The sequence below is a fragment of the Chelatococcus sp. YT9 genome (assembly GCF_018398315.1).
In the GTDB taxonomy this organism is placed as follows: Bacteria; Pseudomonadota; Alphaproteobacteria; order Rhizobiales; family Beijerinckiaceae; genus Chelatococcus.
In genome coordinates, this window is the sequence record NZ_JAHBRW010000001.1 from 4,171,292 (window position 1) to 4,187,390 (window position 16,099).

Annotated in this window: 12 protein-coding genes and 1 pseudogene; 7 read left to right on the plus strand and 6 right to left on the minus strand. The window is 62.3% G+C overall.

The features are described from left to right. Nucleotides 1-757 precede the first annotated feature (757 nt). The gene (locus KIO76_RS19235) at nucleotides 758-3,694 is read left to right on the plus strand and encodes an Rne/Rng family ribonuclease (RefSeq protein ID WP_213324745.1); all 2,937 of its coding nucleotides are present in this window, start codon (nucleotides 758-760) and stop codon (nucleotides 3,692-3,694) included. A gap of 115 nt (nucleotides 3,695-3,809) precedes the next feature. On the opposite strand, the gene KIO76_RS19240 is transcribed toward KIO76_RS19235, so the two are convergent. The 3 genes from KIO76_RS19240 to KIO76_RS19250 form a co-directional block, all read right to left on the minus strand. After that, nucleotides 3,810-5,300 carry an MDR family MFS transporter gene (locus KIO76_RS19240; RefSeq protein ID WP_213324746.1) on the minus strand — a complete coding sequence of 497 codons (1,491 nt, stop codon included), beginning with the start codon at nucleotides 5,298-5,300 and terminating at the stop codon, nucleotides 3,810-3,812. Nucleotides 5,301-5,515: 215 nt separating this feature from the next. Beyond that, the gene (locus KIO76_RS19245) at nucleotides 5,516-6,949 is read right to left on the minus strand and encodes an autotransporter outer membrane beta-barrel domain-containing protein (protein ID WP_213324747.1); all 1,434 of its coding nucleotides are present in this window, start codon (nucleotides 6,947-6,949) and stop codon (nucleotides 5,516-5,518) included. A 207-nt stretch (nucleotides 6,950-7,156) separates the two neighbouring features. Beyond that, entirely contained in the window at nucleotides 7,157-8,356 is a 1,200-nt protein-coding gene (locus KIO76_RS19250) for a pyridoxal phosphate-dependent aminotransferase (protein ID WP_213324748.1), read from the minus strand. Nucleotides 8,357-8,664: 308 nt separating this feature from the next. Here KIO76_RS19250 and KIO76_RS19255 point away from each other — a divergent pair, with 308 nt between their 5' ends. From KIO76_RS19255 to aat, 6 genes are all read left to right on the plus strand, one after another. Then, a complete protein-coding gene (locus KIO76_RS19255; RefSeq protein WP_249729650.1) occupies nucleotides 8,665-9,948 on the plus strand; it encodes a M48 family metalloprotease in 1,284 nt (427 codons plus the stop codon). A gap of 52 nt (nucleotides 9,949-10,000) precedes the next feature. Next, nucleotides 10,001-10,783 (plus strand): DsbA family protein, encoded by a 783-nt coding sequence (locus KIO76_RS19260; RefSeq protein WP_213324749.1) that lies wholly within the window; start codon nucleotides 10,001-10,003, stop codon nucleotides 10,781-10,783. A gap of 262 nt (nucleotides 10,784-11,045) precedes the next feature. Beyond that, nucleotides 11,046-11,540 carry a type II 3-dehydroquinate dehydratase gene (gene aroQ, locus KIO76_RS19265; protein WP_213324750.1) on the plus strand — a complete coding sequence of 165 codons (495 nt, stop codon included), beginning with the start codon at nucleotides 11,046-11,048 and terminating at the stop codon, nucleotides 11,538-11,540. Beyond that, complete coding sequence (accB, locus tag KIO76_RS19270) at nucleotides 11,537-12,013, plus strand: acetyl-CoA carboxylase biotin carboxyl carrier protein (RefSeq protein ID WP_213324751.1); 477 nt, start codon at nucleotides 11,537-11,539, stop codon at nucleotides 12,011-12,013. Before aroQ ends, accB begins: the two co-directional genes overlap by 4 nt. 8 nt (nucleotides 12,014-12,021) lie before the next feature. Beyond that, entirely contained in the window at nucleotides 12,022-13,389 is a 1,368-nt protein-coding gene (gene accC, locus KIO76_RS19275; protein WP_213324752.1) for an acetyl-CoA carboxylase biotin carboxylase subunit, read from the plus strand. A 119-nt stretch (nucleotides 13,390-13,508) separates the two neighbouring features. Beyond that, nucleotides 13,509-14,168, plus strand: coding sequence for a leucyl/phenylalanyl-tRNA--protein transferase (aat, locus tag KIO76_RS19280; RefSeq protein ID WP_213324753.1), 660 nt, complete (start codon nucleotides 13,509-13,511; stop codon nucleotides 14,166-14,168). 78 nt (nucleotides 14,169-14,246) lie between these two features. On the opposite strand, the pseudogene KIO76_RS19285 reads toward aat, so the two are convergent. From KIO76_RS19285 to KIO76_RS19295, 3 genes and pseudogenes are all read right to left on the minus strand, one after another. Next, a pseudogene (locus KIO76_RS19285) lies at nucleotides 14,247-14,621 on the minus strand (DUF2155 domain-containing protein); the annotation flags it as partial. Nucleotides 14,622-14,766: 145 nt separating this feature from the next. Continuing rightward, nucleotides 14,767-15,294 (minus strand): GNAT family N-acetyltransferase, encoded by a 528-nt coding sequence (locus tag KIO76_RS19290; RefSeq protein ID WP_213324755.1) that lies wholly within the window; start codon nucleotides 15,292-15,294, stop codon nucleotides 14,767-14,769. A gap of 72 nt (nucleotides 15,295-15,366) precedes the next feature. Continuing rightward, nucleotides 15,367-15,942 carry a GNAT family N-acetyltransferase gene (locus KIO76_RS19295; protein WP_213324756.1) on the minus strand — a complete coding sequence of 192 codons (576 nt, stop codon included), beginning with the start codon at nucleotides 15,940-15,942 and terminating at the stop codon, nucleotides 15,367-15,369. Nucleotides 15,943-16,099: the final 157 nt, after the last annotated feature.

Consider the following 16,099-nt stretch of genomic DNA (forward strand, 5'->3'; position numbering starts at 1 on the left):
GGCATCCGTATCATTCACGCTCCATCATCCGCGCTGGCCTCGATCGATCCCCCTCGATCGTTTCGCCGGCCGGCACGCGAAGCTTCTGATCCGCCCCACTATGTAAGGCATACGTCACTGATGGTTAATCAATCATTCAGGCTCCTTGACGGTTTGGAAACAGCGTTGCGCGCATATCACCTTGTGGATGACGCTTGCCAAAGGCGGCTATGCGTCTGTAATGAAATCATGTCTCCGTTTCGGTGTACGCGCGGCGCCTTCAAGGACCAGCGCGGCGGCAGCCAGACAAGCAAGACGGCTGGGCCCCCCACGGCCTGCGCCTGCCAGTCGGGCACCTCGGTACGGAACTGAAATAATGGCTGCGGTGCATCCGTGGCCTCTCGCGGAAACCGGCCACGGCGTTCGCGGGCTTCATGAGTTAAAGGCTTGGAGGATATGGGCAGCTCACCGGATCGGGCACGCCTCGCAGCAACGCTGGCCGTCACAGACACGGCGGCGGAGTTTGCGCATCCGTCCGTGTTTTCCGCCTGCCGTCCCCGCCCGGCCCGTTGTGCATCCCATCTTTCACTTCCATCTGGCGCCGGCCTCCCCCGGCGCGTCAGCGTGCTTTCGCGTGTCCCCGCCTCTCCGGCGGGTTGGACTGGCAGATTGTTCCCGATTGGCAGACCGTCGCTCCACAGCGGCGCCATGGCCTTCAGCATCAAGACGTCCAGGCCCATGACTCTCCGCGCGACAGCCGCCCATACGAGAGTTAACAATGGCCAACAAAATGCTTATCGATGCGGCCCACCCGGAAGAGACCCGGGTGGTCGTGGTTCGCGGAAACAAGGTTGAGGAGTTCGATTTCGAGTCTGCCAACCGTCGGCAACTGCGTGGGAACATCTATCTCGCCAAGGTCACGCGTGTGGAGCCTTCGCTCCAGGCGGCCTTCATCGAGTATGGCGGAAACCGGCACGGCTTTCTCGCATTCAGCGAGATCCACCCCGATTACTACCAGATACCGGTCGCCGACCGACAGGCCCTGATCGAGGAAGAAGCGCAAGCGGAGCGGGACGCGGAGCGGGACGAAGAGCGGGCCGCCAGCCGCCGCAATGGGCGCGGACGTGAGCGTCGCCGCAACGACGACGAAACAGTGAGTGGCGCCGCGACCGCCGCGGCGGAGAACAGCGAGGAAGCGACAGTCAGCGATGACGAAGCCGAGGCGCCCGCCACGTCGGCTGCCGATGCCGAGGCGAACGGCGACCAGCAGGAAGGCGAGCGCGCTGTTTCCGAAGCTGCGGAAGAAACCTCCGCCGTCACCTCCGATGAGGATGGCGACAATGACGGCGACGACGCCGCGCATGAGGATAACATCGTCGAACAGGTTGGCGGATCGGCGGATGCCTCCGAGGAACTGCCGGATCGTCGCCAGCGTCCGCTGCGCCGCCAGTACAAGATTCAGGAGGTGATCAAGCGTCGCCAGGTGCTGCTGGTCCAAGTGGTGAAGGAGGAGCGCGGTAACAAAGGCGCTGCGCTGACCACCTATCTGTCGCTCGCCGGCCGCTATTCCGTGCTCATGCCCAACACCGCCCGCGGCGGTGGCATTTCGCGCAAGATCACCAACGCTGCCGATCGCAAGCGTCTGAAGGAAATGGCGCAGGAACTCGAGGTTCCCGATGGAATGGGGATCATCCTGCGCACGGCCGGCGCCCTGCGCACCAAGGCCGAGATCAAGCGCGACTTCGAGTATCTTCTGCGTCTATGGGAAAGCGTGCGCGAGCTGACGCTGAAGTCAACCGCCCCGGCCCTTGTCTATGAGGAAGGTTCGCTGATCAAGCGGGCCATCCGTGACCTCTACAACAAGGACATCGACGAAGTTCACGTGTCCGGCGAGGAGGGCTACCGGGAGGCGAAGGAGTTCATGCGCATGCTCATGCCGAGCCATGCGAGGGCGGTCCAGCCTTACCGTGAAAACCTTCCCATCTTCGTCCGTAACGGTGTCGAGTCCCAGCTCGATGCGATGTTCTCGAATCAGGTGACGCTGAAGTCCGGCGGCTACATCGTTATCAACCCGACCGAAGCGCTCGTCTCGATTGACGTGAATTCCGGGCGCTCGACCCGCGAGCACAATATCGAGGACACCGCGCTCAAGACCAATCTCGAGGCAGCCGAGGAAATTTCCCGCCAGCTGCGTCTGCGCGATCTGGCCGGGCTTATCGTCATCGACTTCATCGACATGGAGGAAAAGCGCAACAATCGCGCGGTCGAGAAGAAGCTGAAGGATTGTCTGAAGGACGATCGCGCGCGCATCCAGGTCGGCCGCATTTCGGCCTTCGGCCTCATGGAAATGTCACGTCAGCGCATCCGCACGGGCGTGCTGGAGAGCTCCTCCGTCCCCTGCCCCCATTGTGCGGGATCCGGCTTCGTGCGTGCGACGCCCTCGATCGCGCTCCACATCCTCCGGTCGGTCGAGGAGACGTTGCTGAAGAGCGCCACGCATAACGTCACGATCAAGACACCTGCGACAGTCGCCCTCTATATCCTCAACCAGAAGCGCGGCCATCTGCGTGATCTGGAGATGCGCTTCGGCGTGACGATCACCGTCGTCGCCGACGAGAGCTTCGTCGGTGCCACGCATTTCGCGCTCGAGCGCGGCGAGCTCGCAGTCAAGCCCGAACCCTCCATGTTCCCGGCTCGCGTGCAGGTTGACACCATCATTCCCGAAGAGGAGGAGGACGAGCCGGTCTCCGAGACCGAGGAAGAGGGCGAAGCCTCCGAGGACGAGGACAAGCCGGTCACGGCGGTTCAGGGCGATTCCGCCGGCCGTCACCACGACGGCCAGCGTCGCGAAGCTGAAGGCGGCAACGGCGACGAAGGCGGCCGCCGCCGCCGCCGCCGGCGCCGTCGGCGCGGTGGTCGCGGTGGGGACAATCGCGGTGAGCTCGCCAACGGCTTCCAGGCTACAGCAGCCGGCCATGAATCGTCCGAAGATGACGACGACGCAGATGGCGTTTCCGAAATGGCCGCGGATGAGGCCACGGACGTTCAGGGCGAAGTGCCGGCCGTCGCGCGCTCCGATGACGGCACGCCCGTCACTGACGATGTCCCGCCGCCTGCCGAACCCATGGTAGATGCTGCACCGGATGCGCCGGTGACCTCCGCAGGCGAAGAAGCAGAAGCCGTTGCGGAACCCCTGGCTCCCGAGCCTGCCGCCAAGCCAAAGCGTCGCCGCTCCACAAGGGCTGCGAAAGCCGAGACCACGGCTGCTCCGGCCGAAAGCGCGGCGGAAGAGGCAGCACCTACGGCCCCAGCCGAGACTACGGCGAAGCCGAAGCCCCGGCGCCGTAAGGCGTCAGCAACAAAGGAAACCTCCATGGCGCAGGAGGATGCCGCGCCCAGTCAGGCGGCCGCGTCTGGTGACGAGGTGGTTCCCGAGCTTCCTGCCGCCGAAGCGGATGCGGCTCCCGCGAAGAGGAAGGCAGCCCGCGCGCCTCGCAAGGCCGGAGCGACGGCCCGGGCAAAGACCTCGAAGGCCAAGGCCGAGGTGAGCGCCGATACCCCGGACGCTCCCGCCACCGAACCGCCCCCTCCGGCGGACGCAGCGGCCGCGCAAGCGCCCGAGGCTGAGCCGAGCCGGGCTTCCGAGCCTGCCCAGAATCGGCCCAAGCGGACGGGCTGGTGGTCGCGCGCGAAGGCCACCATCTCGGGCAATTAGGCCGCTTCGGCAGACCCACGCGAAGTCATTCGGCAACGCGTCCGGTTCAGCAAAACATAATAAAAAGGGCGGTTTGACCGCCCTTTTTTTATTTCCCGCTTGATACTTCGGGGCGCTACTCCATGGCCGCGGGTGGCGCCTCGCCGATCGTGCTGCGCAACGGGCGCTCCTCCATGCGGATCAGGGCGTACAGGGCGATGCCGAACCAGATCGCGGCCGCGATGAAAACCCACCGGAATGTCGGCGCGAAATCCATCGTGCTCGCGGAGAAGGCGGCAGAGAGGTTTTCGTGGCTTAAGCCTTCTCCGCTGTGTGACAACAGGCCGAGCACAATGGCACCGAAGATGGCGACGGCTACAGCGCCGCCCAACTGCCGCGCAAAATTCATCAGCGCCATTGTCATGCCGAGCTGGTGCAGGGGCACCGCATTCTGGATGGATATCGTAGTCACCGGCAGTGATGTGCCCAAAGACATGCTGATGACGATGAAGATCACTTCCAGCACCAGAAGAGGCAAGGGCTGCGGGTGGATTGCGAGGATGATCAGGCCCAGCGTCGAGATGGACAAGCCCACCATCGGCAGTCGCTTGTAGTGCCGGACCTTCGGCATCAGTATGCCCGAGATGAAGGCGCCGCACACTGTTCCTGCCATCAACGGTATCAGCGCCACGCCGCTCGCCCCGGCGCTGAAATGATAGACCGTCTGCAGATAGATCGGCAGATAGATCGACAGGCCGATGAAAGCGCCCATAGAGAAGCCAGTCGAGACATTGCCCGTACGAACGACCTGATTCTTGAGCAGCGATAACGGCAGGAAAGGCTCGGGCGCGGCATGCAGGCGGGCGACGAAGGCGATCCAGGCGAGAAGCGACACCACCGCGAGCCCGATGATTTCCATAGAGAACCAAGGGTAAGCGATGCCGCCCCAATTCAGCAGCAGCATCAAGGAAACGGTCGCAGCGAGCAGGATCACCCCACCCAGCACATCGATGCGATGTCTGCGCTCATGCCGTGGCAGCTTGCGCAATTGCCGATAGGTCATCAGGAAGGCCAGAAAACCGAGCGGCAGATTGATCCAGAAAATCAAGGACCAGTGCAGCTTGTCGGCGAAAAAGCCGCCCAGCAGCGGTCCCAACACGCTCGCGGACAGAAATACCGATGCGATGAAAGACTGATAACGGGAGCGTTCCTTCGGCGAGGTAATATCACCGATGATCGTCTGTGCGAGCGCAATCAGCCCGCCGCCGCCGAGCCCCTGAATGAACCGGCCGACGATCAGCGTGAGCATTGTCGGCGCCAGTGCGCAGAGCACGGACCCTATGATGAAAATGCCGATGCCCACCAGCAGCGTAATACGTCGACCATAGACATCGCTGAATTTGCCATAAAGGGGCGTCACTGCGGTTGCAGCGAGCAGATAGGCGGTCACGATCCATGGCAGGTGGGCGACGTCACCAAGGGCGCGGCCGATGGTCGGCAGGGCTGTCGCGACGATCGTCTGGTCGAGCGCGGCCAGGAACATCGCCAGCATCACGCCCAGGATGATCGACACCACCTCGGCATGGGTGAGTGTGCCGTGTTGGGGCGGGGGCGGAGCGATATTCATGGTGATCCCTGGCTTCTTCCCTCTGCCGCCGAGGGCTGGCAATCAGCGTCCAGGAAGCGAGACGGGAGCAAGCCAAGCGGCCTGCTGTCTATAACAGATTGAAAGAGATATGCGATCTGCGGTGAGTGGGAGGCTGCCATGTGATGGGCAGCCTCCCCGCGCAATCGTATCAGGCGTCGAGAAAGCAGGATACGATCAGGAAGTCCGGAACACGATCACCAGTTGACGCGCAAGCCCGCGAGCACCGTGTGACTTGCCTCCGCGCGCCGCAGTTCGGTTACGTAGCTTGCGGAGAGAGTCGTGGCCTTGCCGAGACGGCCTTCGATCGCGGCCCCGAGGATTGCGGCATCAGGTGAGCGTCTACGCGAATTTGGAGCCGGCTGGTTGAGGGCCGGCTGGTCGTAAACGACAGGAATAGGGAGCGCAGTTGAGAGCCGCTCGGCGGCAAGATCTCTCGCCCAATATGCCGTCAGCTTGAGGTCCAAGTCGTCGGTACCCTTGCGAGCCATGGGCATTTCCAGGCGTCCACCGACAAGCCCCCGGAGATTGTCGGCCGTCATGGTGCGAGCGAGTTCGGCACGAGCGGCCTCGGCTGCAGCTCCTGACCCCGCCAACACGATCCGGTCGAATTCCAGGCCGATTTCCGGAACGACCCGCATCCCCCACATCTTCACGACATAGCCGGCGAAGGCACTTCCCGACAGTCCGTAACCCGTCGCGCCGAGACGTTGCGTTGTATCAGTGGCAAAGACCCTCGGCCTAAGACCGTAGGAACTGAGCGATACGCCGAAATCGCCGCGTAGGATAAACGATCCGAGATCCGCGCGGCCGTAGATGGCCGCCTGGATGCCGTGGTGATCGACTGTGCCATTCGGGCTTCGACCGGAGGTAGAAAGATGGCCGATCATGCCGCCGACGAGCAGATTGCCGTAGTTTCGGTCAATCCCGGCGAAAACGCCCTTGCTGTCGTAGCGCAGCGCCCCGCCGCCAGTCGCGGTGGTATGCCCCAATCCGAGCACCGGTGACATCCAGAGCGTTCCGTCCGGGCGGCCGGGGGCCTTCGTGTCATTGGACGCTTGAGTTCCGCCTGCGTTCAGTTGATGCTGCGTCACGAGCGCTCGTCTGAAGCGTTGCGCCGAGAGCGCCATCTGCGCCACATCGATCCGCGAGGGGCCATGCCGCACATCGTTGCGCGCGGTCATGTCATCGGTATCGGCGGAAGGCGTTTGGGCACTGCTCTCGGCCTTCTGGCCTTCGCTCTGAGCGTTTGGCTCGTTACCCTTGTGATCGCCCTTATCGGCTTCTTTCGGCTGCTGCGTCCCAGTAACCGTGCTCCCGTTGTTGCCATTGCTGCCAGCTATAGCCGTCGTTCCAGTTGCGCCAGAATTCGCCGTCGGGCACGACGAAGGCGAAGGTTGGCGTGTATGCGAGCCGTCGCTGACCCATCCGGGATTGAGTTTGCCATTGCAATCGATCGGTCCAGACGGAGTGCCGGTTGGCCCCTGGGTTGCAACATCGCCTGTCACTTGCTCAAGCGTATACGCCCCCTGAAACGGCGGTGGAGCAAAGGGTAAGAAGGCCGCGCCCATAGGCATGTGAGTGTAGGTCGCGAGAAGAAGTCCACCGACCGAAGAAATAATATCCGTCATGAAAAACTCTTAAAAAAAGCAAAATAATCCACCTCAAATTGCATAAATATCTGCGGACAATAACGTTATCTGCGCCGGAATTAATGCATGATGCGCGAATATAAATATTTAATAGAAACTTCAGCGATTTATCAGATCGACATCAATTGTATAGTGATGCATGCTCACCCAGCCTCAGTCTCCACTCCAGAACATCACGGGTATGCTTCAGATATGCGGCAACCAATTGCGGAGCCGCTCGACAGTTCCCCGGCAATCTTCTTCTGAACCCGCAAATGAAAGCCTGAGATAGCGATGACCTTCGTCCTGATTGAAATCGAGCCCGGGCGTCGCTGCCACGCCCGTATCCGCCAGCAGGCGTTGGCAGAAGTCCATTGAATCGTTCGTGAAACGTGAGATGTCGGCATAGACGTAAAATGCGCCGTCTGCCGGCGCGAGGCGGCCGAGGCCGATCCCTGGCAGCTCGTTGAGGAGCAACGCGCGGTTGGCAGCATAGCCTGCCTTGATCGCCTCCAGCTCCTCCTCCGCGCCAAAGGCCGCTTCAGCAGCGATCTGGCTGAGGTACGGCGCGGAAATGAAGAGATTCTGCGCGAGCCTTTCGACAGGACGCACGATCCGCTCCGGCATGACGAGCCAGCCGATACGCCAGCCCGTCATGCAGAAGTATTTGGAGAATGAATTGACGATAATGGCATCATCATCGAAGGCAAGTGCTGTTTCAGCAGGCGCCTCATAGGTGAGGCCGTGATAAATTTCGTCGGAGATGAACCAGAGACCAAGCTCCCGGCAGAGCCGCCCCACCGCTTCGAGAGCCTCGCGGCCCATGAGGGTGCCGGTGGGATTTCCAGGGCTCATGGTCAGGACGCCCGAGAGCGGCGCCTCGGCATGGAGGCTGCGCAGCATCTCTGCCTGCATGACCCAGCCGGATGAGGCACTGGCTGGGACGGGCACCGGCTCAAGACCAAGCGCGAGCAGGATGTTGCGGTAGGCCGGATAGCCGGGCGAGGCGATCGCGACCCTTGCGCCCGGCTCGAAGAGCGCCAGGAACGCCAGCACGAATCCCCCCGAGGAGCCCGTCGTCACCGCTATGCGCTCAGGTGCCAGGCTGAGCCCGTAAAGCCGACGATAGTGACTGGCGATCGCCTCGCGCAGGCTCGGCAGGCCCAGTGCCTCGGTGTAACCGATGCGGCCGAGGGAGAGTGCGGCCTGAGCGGCCTCCCGGGCAAGACGGGGGGCAGCTGCGGTCGGCTCACCGATCTCCATGTGGATCACGCTGTCCCCCGCGCGCTCCTTGGTCTTGGCCGCGGACAGGACATCCATGGCCAAGAACGGGGCGACATGCGCCATCCGCGCGGCAAGACGAGGGCCGACCGGGTCTTGGGAAGCGGACGACAGCGGCTTGATCATGATAGACAAGGTCCTTGCAACAAGCAGGCGTCCGTTGTGATGACGCCTTTCTGATTTGACTGAATTTCGGCAATTTGTCCCGATAGCATGTCGTCGCGTGGGTCTGACGTGCAATCCTGGTCCTGATCTAAGAAAGAGTGCGTTTTATCAGCATGCGTTTCTCCCGATCTTTTCGCTTTCTCCGGCCGTCGCTGGCTCCGCTGAGGACGGCAACCACCATCACGCGGGGCCTGATTGCGGGCGTCAGTTGCGCAGCCATGATCGCGGTACCCGTCGCGGTCCGAGCCCAAAGTGGCGAACGGAACCAGATGATCGTACGGGACGCGGAGATCGAGAAGCTCCTCATGGACTATGCCACGCCGGTTCTGAAAGCGGCGGGCATTCGCGTCAGTGCTGTCAAGGTCATTCTGATTCAGAACCCCACTTTCAATGCCTTCGTCGCCAATGGGCAGAAGATCTTCGTCAATACCGGCGCGTTGATCGATTCGCGCACCCCCAACGAAATCATCGGCGTGCTCGCCCATGAAAGCGGCCATATCGCCGGCGGGCATCTCGCGCGCTTGCACCAGCAAATTGCCAATGCGAAAATCCTGTCGGTAGTCGGCATGCTGGCCGGTGCGGGTGCCCTGGTCGGCTCCGCCGGCGGGCGTGTGGGCCAGGGTGGCGTCGGTGCGGGCGGCGTGCTGGCCGGATCACAGGAACTCGTTCGGCGTAATCTCCTATCCTACCAGCGCTCGGAGGAACAAGCCGCGGATCAGGCGGCCGTTCGCTATCTGACCGCGACCGGGCAATCGGCCAAGGGCCTGCTCGACACAATGAAGCGCATGGGGGACAACGCGCTGTTCCGCACGTCCGGCCTCGACCCTTATGTGCTCAGCCATCCTCTGCCCCAGGAGCGGATGTCGGCCCTTGAGCTGCTGGCCACCAAGAGCCCTGCTTACAACGCGAAAGATTCCGCATCCCTCGTCGCCAGGCATGAGCTGATGCGCGCCAAGTTGTCGGGCTTCACAGAGCGGCCCGAGACGGTGATGCGCCGCTATCCCCCCAGCGACCGTTCGGTGGCGGCGCGCTATGCCCGCGCGATCCTCGCCTACAGGACAGCCCGATCCAGCCAGGCCGTGACCTTGATGGACGAACTTTTGCGGGAACAGCCCAAAAATCCCTATTTCTGGGAAATGAAGGGCCAGGCTCTGCTAGAGAGCGGCCGGGCACGCGAGGCAATCGCGCCCTTGCGTCAGGCCGTCGCCCTCGCCCCGTCCTCTTCGCTGATTCGTGCCATGCTCGGTCGCGCTATGGTCGCCTCCGGCGATCCAAGCACCACCGACCAAGCCATACGGGAGCTGTCGAACGCGACCCAACGTGAGCCGGAGCTCGCCGGCGCATTCCGCGATCTGTCGACGGCCTACGCCCGGAAGGGAGATATCGGCATGGCCGAGCTTGCGGCGAGCCAGTACTATTTCGCCCGAGGCGAATGGGACCAAGCCGCCACGCAGGCGACCCGCGCGAAAGCGAAGCTCAAGCCGAATTCGCCAGCCTGGCTGCGCGCCGATGACATTTTAGCCTATCAACCGGAGCGGCCGCCGGGTAAGTGACACAATCCGGGCGCACAGGGTGTGAACGCTTTTGACAGATTGGATATCGTGCATGCGCTTTTCGTTCCTTTCGCGCGCCGCAACCATCGCCGCGGTGCTCATCGCGACACCGCCACTTTTCTCTGTGCCAGCCGCGGCCGCGGAACTGTCGGCCACGGAAAAGACGGCGATCGAGCAGGTCGTGCGGGAGTATCTCCTTCGCAATCCCGAGGTGCTTCAGGAAGCTATGGTCGAGCTGGAGAAGCGCCAGCAGGAGAGCCAGCGCAAGGCGCAGGAAGATGCCGTGGCGGGGGAGATGGCCGCCCTCTACGAGGCCGAGGGCAATATCGTCGTCGGCAATCCGAAGGGCGACGTCACCCTTGTCGAGTTCTTCGACTATAACTGCGGCTACTGCAAGCGCGCTCTTGACGATGTCACCATGCTCGTGAAGCAGGACCCCAAGCTGCGCGTCATCCTGAAGGATTTCCCAATTCTCCGCCCTGAATCGCTGGATGCTGCGCTCTACGCGCGGGCTGCCCAGCATCAGCTCCCAGGAGAGAAGTTCTTCGACTATCACAGCCGCCTGATGAGCTCGAAGGGTCTCGTCGGCAAAGAGCGGGCGGTCGCCGTCGCGAAGGAAATGGGGCTCGATATGGCCCGCCTCGAGAAGGACGCGACCTCAGAAGCGCTCAAGGCGGAAGTAAGGGACACGCTCGCGCTGGGAGACCGGCTTTCCCTGACTGGAACTCCGGCCTTCGTGCTCGGCAAGGATGTGGTCTTCGGCGCGGTTGGGCATGATCCGCTGAAACAGGCCATTGCCGCTGTCCGTCAATGCGGGCGTACCACCTGTTCCTAACCCGATAGCGAGCCCTGCGCCGGTCGTTTGGGAGACGAGGTCGTCGCGCGACGATCGGTGCGGACCGCCTGCTCTTCCCCTCGCTCGCGGTTCGCGCTAATACGCGCCCTTGCGATGGAGCGGCAGGGCACCGTCGTGGCTCGGGAATTCTGTTGGCAGTTTGATCGCAGCCACCAAGTTCTCTTGCCATTGGGTCAATCTTGCCACTGAACTCAATCAGCCAAGACCCCCGTTTTCGTTTTGGCGTAACCTTCGAGCGGATATGGTCGCGATTCACGTCATCAACGGCCCCAATCTCAACCTGCTGGGACGGCGCGAGCCTGAAACCTATGGCAGCTTGACCCTGGCCGATATCGAGCAGCGCCTGCGCGATCGTGCGGCCGCTCAGGGTGACGTCGCATTGACCTTCCGCCAGAGCAACAGCGAAGGCGATTTGGTCACCTTCATCCAGGAAGCGGGGTTGGCCGGCGCCGGCATCATCCTGAACGCGGCCGCCTATACCCATACCTCCATCGCTTTGCGCGACGCGATCAAGAGCGTCGATGCCCTCGCCATCGAAGTGCATCTCTCGAATGTGCATGCGCGTGAGGAATTTCGCCACCACTCCACAATCGCTGCAGTCGCGATCGGGGTCATCTGCGGCTTCGGCGCAGCGAGCTACGATCTGGCCTTTGACGCGCTCGTGCCAATCCTTGAAAAGCGCGATCGTACCAAAGCTCACAAGACTGCCGCCAAGGCTACCGGAACCTCTCAATGACGAAACTGCCAACAGCCAAGCAAAGCCCGATCGATCCTGAACTCGTCCACGAACTGGCCCGCCTGATTTCCGAGACAGATCTCACCGAGATCGAAGTCGAGAAGGGGGACTTGCGCATTCGTGTGGCGCGCAACGTGACGACGGCGGTGCATGTGCCTGTTGCAGCTGCCCCCGTCCCGGTAGCGCCGGCCCCGATCCCGGCTGCGGTTTCCGCGCCGGCCAAACCCGACGCGCATCATCCCGGCAATGTGACGTCACCGATGGTTGGCACCGCCTACCTCCGCCCCTCCCCCGACGCCAAACCGTTTATTGATATCGGGACGCGTGTCGAAAAGGGCGACAAGCTTTTGCTCGTTGAGGCGATGAAGACCTTCAACGACATCGTGGCACCACGTGCAGGCGTCGTGACCGCCATTCTGGTCGAAGACGGGCAGCCGGTAGAATACGGCGAGCCGCTTCTCGTGATCGAATGACGATGCCGATGTTCGACAAGATCCTCATCGCCAATCGCGGGGAAATCGCCCTGCGAATTTTGCGCGCGTGCAAGGAACTCGGCATCGCGACGGTTGCGGTGCACTCCACGGCGGATGCGGATGCCATGCATGTGCGGCTCGCCGACGAAAGCGTATGCATCGGCCCGCCTGCTGCGCGCGAGAGCTACCTGAATATCCCCTCCCTGATCGCAGCCTGCGAGATCACGGGCGCCGATGCCATTCATCCCGGCTATGGCTTTCTCTCGGAGAACGCCCATTTCGCCGAGGTCCTCAACGATCACGGCATCACCTTCATCGGTCCGAAAGCTGAGCACATTCGGCTGATGGGCGACAAGATCGAAGCCAAGCGCACAGCACGCAGCCTTGGCATCCCTTGCGTGCCGGGGTCGGATGGTGGCATCACCGACGCCGAGGAGGCTGCACGGGTTGCGGCTGATATCGGCTATCCCGTGCTCATCAAGGCGGCGGCCGGCGGCGGCGGTCGCGGCATGAAAGTGGCACGCTCGGCCGGCGAATTGGAGCACGCCCTCGCAACCGCCCGTGCGGAAGCGCAAGCTGCCTTCGGCGATGACGCGGTCTATATCGAGAAATATCTCGAGAAGCCCCGTCACATTGAAATTCAGGTGCTCGGGGACGGCAAGGGCAACGCCATCCACCTCGGCGAGCGCGATTGCTCGTTGCAGCGCCGCCACCAGAAGGTGTGGGAGGAAGGGCCCTCGCCCGCGCTCAACCATTCCGAGCGCGAGCGCATCGGCGATACAGTCGCCAAGGCGATGCAGAAGCTCGGCTATCTCGGCGCGGGCACGGTCGAGTTCCTCTACGAGAACGGCGAGTTCTATTTCATCGAGATGAACACGCGCATCCAGGTGGAGCATCCGGTCACCGAGATGATCACCGGGATTGATCTGGTCAACGAGCAGATCCGGATAGCGGCCGGCAACCCGCTCTCGATCTCCCAGAAGGACGTCCAGATCGAGGGTCACGCCGTCGAATGCCGGATCAACGCCGAGCATCCCGCCACCTTCCGCCCTTCGCCGGGCACGATCACCTATTTTCACCCGCCGGGCGGTCTCGGTGTGCGTGTCGATTCGGCCGTCTATCAAGGCTACCGTATTCCCCCGCATTACGATTCGCTCGTCGGCAAGCTGATCGTCCACGGGCGCACACGTACAGAATGCCTGATGCGGTTGCGACGTGCGCTGGATGAATTCGTGGTGGATGGCATCGAGACAACCCTGCCACTTTTCCGGACCCTGGTCCGCAACCAGGATATCCAGAACGGGATCTATGATATCCACTGGCTGGAGCATTTCCTGAATGATGGCGGGGTCGACGAGATCATGGCCTCCGCCTAAGAGAAAAGCTAAAGCTATCTGACCAGATCAGCATAACGCTGTATCTATTTGATTTTCATTATGTTCTCTGGATATGGATCACCACTGATCCCTATCCTCCGTCTCGGCATAGGGCGGTGATGAATCGGTCGTCGGTCGAAATCACGCCGGAGATCCTGCTCAGGGCTTATGCGAGCGGGCTTTTTCCAATGGCTGAGAACGCCGACGATCCCAGCCTGTTCTGGGTCGAGCCGAAAGAGCGCGGAATCATTCCTCTCGACGGCTTCCACATCCCGCAGCGCCTGGCGCGCACCGTCGCGCTGGACCGTTTCGAGGTCACCGTCGACCAGGACTTCGATGCGGTGATTGCGGGTTGCGCCGCGCCGGACGATGGCCGCGAAGAAACCTGGATCAACGGCCGCATCCGCGAGCTTTATGGTGAGCTGTTCGACCTAGGCTATTGCCACACCGTCGAAGTCCGTGATGCAGGCCGCCTCGTCGGGGGTCTCTACGGCGTCTCGCTAGGCGCTGCCTTTTTCGGCGAGAGCATGTTTCACCGCGAGCGGGACACCTCGAAGATTGCCCTGGTGCATCTAGTCGCACGCCTCAGGCGCGGCGGCTACACCTTGCTCGACACCCAGTTCGTCACGGATCACCTGGCTCGTTTCGGCGCGCTCGCCGTGCCCCGCAAGGCCTATATGGCGGAGCTCGAGGCCGCGCTTGAGCTCCGAGGTGATTGGTGGAGCTGGCCCGCCGGACTGCGCGTCAGCGGAGCCGAAGCGCTGGCGGAGCTCGCCTGATAACCCATGACCTCAGCGGCGTGCTGACGGGGGACGCTGCGCAGCGGGCGCCTCTGGGGGGGCGGCATCGCCGCTTCCCTCTTTGGGTTCAACGATGACCTCGGTCCCCCCTTTGCAATCCGTCAGCCAGATATCGTAGACGGCATGTTCGATGCCGTGCAGACCGGGGCTCGCCGCGTACATCCAGCCTGAAAACAAGCGGCGGCGCTCGTTGCTGGCCGTCGTCACCTCATCCACGATCACGAAAGCGGTGGTGTTGGGGGTCTCGGTTGCCGGCCGGGTGTAGCAAGCGCGGGGCGTGAGCTGCAGGGCACCGAACTGAACGGTCTCATCGACAGCTGCTTCGAAAGAGACGATCCGACCCGTGATTTTGTCCAGGCCTGAGAAAACCGCGATGGGGTTTTTGATTCGGTCCGCCATGGCGGCATGGCTGGTGCCCACGAGACAGGCCATCGCCAGGGTAAGGACAGGCAAGAGCTTGGAATTCATCGTTCAATCTTACCGCAGCTCGATCAGGAGGGAAGCCGACGTGCCTGCATACACCTTCCGGCATCCCTTGCGACAGCCCTGCAGCGCGATTCGGGCGATGCCACTGATCTTAAATGGCCATATAGCCACAGGTGCTCGCATAAGCGGCGATGCGCCAGCGGCCATTCACTCTTCGCCACGCGCTGGTCGATTCTAGGTCGAGCTCCATGACATGGCCATCGCGCAAGAAGCCGAGCCGTTCATAGAATCCCCGGCTTTCGGGCGAACTCCTCAGCTTCAATCGGCGCATGCCTGGAATCGCGTTCACCGCGTGTTCGATCAGCGTTGAGCCCGCACCTTGCTGCCCCGGGTGGGTCATCAAGATCTCGACGGTGCCGATATCATCCGACACGGTGATCGATATAAGGCCGATAGCGCCCTGGCCGAAGAAGTAGCCGAAGTGAAACTCACCTCGGTCGAAATGTGTCAGCATGCGTGTCGACCCGATCCGGAAATTCCAGGCTTTGGCCGCTGGATCGTTTGTCTCCCCCCGGCAGCGCCAGAGATCAAGCTCGTGGCGGAAAGCGACACGGACCCGATCGAATTCATGATCGTCGATGGCGCGGATCGGCGGTTGCGGCAGCCATCTTAGGTCCATCAAGTACCCCCTTCTTGCCTGCCGCTGGTGGCTCCGTGCCATCTCTCGAGCGGGATAGCCACCGCTGCTCGCCTATTGCAGCCTCGCCTTCGGGGGCAACGGAGACGCCTCCTCACTCCAGGTCGCGAAACGTGGCAGATTGGCATAGGCTTTCAAGCGCCATCGCCCCTCAGCCCATTCCCACTGTGGGCTCCTGGCGAGGTCAAGGCACATCTGATTTCGCTCGAGCGACAGGAAGCCGAGACGCATATAGAAGGCCCTTGCCTCATCCAGCGTCGTGAGGCGAACCTCGGCGACCGGCGCCGGCCAGTCGTTGACGATATGCTCGATCAGAAGCGATCCGGCACCCTGCTGGCCAGGGTGTGTGGACAATGCCTTCAAGCGGATAACGTTCGCCGTCCCGTTGTCAGCGACCGCAAGGCCCGTCACAGACGCGCCCAGCATGCATACGAAATGTGCCGAACCCCTGAAGCGACCAATCATCGCCCTGACCATGCGAATCCGGTAATTCCAGACACTTGCATCATGATCCCGCGAGGACGGGAGCAGCCATGCCTCGACATCGGCCGCGAAGGCCCTCTCCAGACGGGCGAATTCCGTCGGATCGACGCGCCGCACAGGATTCCGACCGCTCCACACTACTGACATTCCGCTAACCTCCCGTCTGGGCACGATGGCGACGACGGTGGGCAGCAGCCTCAAACAGGAACGGCGAGGTACAGCTCTAACTCCGCGCCGCAACCGCGCGCGATAAGCTAACCTGATATCTTCGGAGTATAACAGGCAATCCAAGAAGAGCGGGTTG

Coding starts and splice junctions, on each gene's coding strand:
- KIO76_RS19235 (WP_213324745.1), top strand. CDS start 758: ATGGCCAACAAAATGCTTATCGATGCGGCCCACCCGGAAGAGACCCGG.
- KIO76_RS19240 (WP_213324746.1), bottom strand. CDS start 5,300: ATGAATATCGCTCCGCCCCCGCCCCAACACGGCACACTCACCCATGCC.
- KIO76_RS19245 (WP_213324747.1), bottom strand. CDS start 6,949: ATGACGGATATTATTTCTTCGGTCGGTGGACTTCTTCTCGCGACCTAC.
- KIO76_RS19250 (WP_213324748.1), bottom strand. CDS start 8,356: ATGATCAAGCCGCTGTCGTCCGCTTCCCAAGACCCGGTCGGCCCTCGT.
- KIO76_RS19255 (WP_249729650.1), top strand. CDS start 8,665: ATGATCGTACGGGACGCGGAGATCGAGAAGCTCCTCATGGACTATGCC.
- KIO76_RS19260 (WP_213324749.1), top strand. CDS start 10,001: ATGCGCTTTTCGTTCCTTTCGCGCGCCGCAACCATCGCCGCGGTGCTC.
- aroQ (WP_213324750.1), top strand. CDS start 11,046: ATGGTCGCGATTCACGTCATCAACGGCCCCAATCTCAACCTGCTGGGA.
- accB (WP_213324751.1), top strand. CDS start 11,537: ATGACGAAACTGCCAACAGCCAAGCAAAGCCCGATCGATCCTGAACTC.
- accC (WP_213324752.1), top strand. CDS start 12,022: ATGTTCGACAAGATCCTCATCGCCAATCGCGGGGAAATCGCCCTGCGA.
- aat (WP_213324753.1), top strand. CDS start 13,509: ATGAATCGGTCGTCGGTCGAAATCACGCCGGAGATCCTGCTCAGGGCT.
- KIO76_RS19290 (WP_213324755.1), bottom strand. CDS start 15,294: ATGGACCTAAGATGGCTGCCGCAACCGCCGATCCGCGCCATCGACGAT.
- KIO76_RS19295 (WP_213324756.1), bottom strand. CDS start 15,942: ATGTCAGTAGTGTGGAGCGGTCGGAATCCTGTGCGGCGCGTCGATCCG.